The sequence below is a fragment of the Halomonas jincaotanensis genome (assembly GCF_018448785.1).
Classification (GTDB): Bacteria; Pseudomonadota; Gammaproteobacteria; order Pseudomonadales; family Halomonadaceae; genus Halomonas; species Halomonas jincaotanensis.
The window spans coordinates 1-1,013 of record NZ_JAHCLU010000053.1; the positions used below are offsets into that span (position 1 = coordinate 1).

Annotated in this window: 1 protein-coding gene; it reads left to right on the forward strand. The window is 58.1% G+C overall.

The genetic code is table 11. From position 1 onward, the window contains the following. Positions 1 to 15: 15 nt before the first annotated feature. The coding region (locus tag KG088_RS19420; RefSeq protein WP_213828271.1) for a patatin-like phospholipase family protein at positions 16 to 1,013 on the forward strand (998 nt) is incomplete at its 3' end.

The following is a 1,013-nucleotide window of genomic DNA, read 5'->3' on the forward strand; positions in this document are numbered from 1 at the left end:
CAGAAACCCAAGCTCATTAACCTCGCCCTTCAGGGCGGAGGTGCGCATGGCGCTTTTACCTGGGGGGTTCTGGATCGGATTCTCGAGGACGGGAGGTTGAAGATCGCCGGGGTCTCGGGCACGTCGGCGGGGGCGATGAACGCGGTGGCGTTGGCCGAAGGCTTCGCCCGCGATGGCCCCGAGGGCGGAAGAGCGGCTCTCGAACAATTTTGGCGATGCATGGGCGACGGCGCGAAGAACAGCCCGTTGAAACGCACGCCTTACGACGTTCTGACGGGCAACTGGGGGCTGGAGAACAACCCCATGTATCACGCGATGGATGCGCTTTCCCGGGTGGCGTCGCCCTACCAGCTTAATCCTATGAATATCAATCCGTTGCGCGATATGGTGAAGAAATGCATCGATTTCGACATGGTGCGTAGCTGCACGGCGTTCAAACTCTATATATCGGCCACCAACGTGGAGACCGGCCATGTCAAGGTCTTCCCTCGCGAGGAAATAACGGTGGACATGTTGATGGCCTCGGCCTGTCTGCCTTATCTCTATCAGGCAGTCGAGATCGACGGCGTGCCCTATTGGGATGGCGGCTACATGGGTAATCCGTCGCTGTTTCCCTTTCACGACGAGACCGGTACCGACGATATCCTGGTGATTCAGATCAATCCGATCGAGCGCAAGGGGGCGCCGAAGAACCCCCAAGACATTCAGAACCGGATGAGCGAGATCAGTTTCAACAGCAGCCTGATCAAGGAGCTGAGCGGGATCGACTTCGTCGACCGGCTGATCCGCCAGGGCAAGCTCTCGGCTGATGAATACCGTCAGGTACGGGTGCATGTCGTGGAAAATGAGGCGGAGCTGAAACCGCTGGGCGCTTCATCGAAGATGAATACGGAATGGAAGTTTCTCACCAAGCTGCGCGATCTCGGCCGCGACACCGTCACACGCTGGCTGGATGAGAATTTTGACGCCATCGGCGAGCGTTCGAGTGTCGATCTTCGTCAGATTTTCCAGGG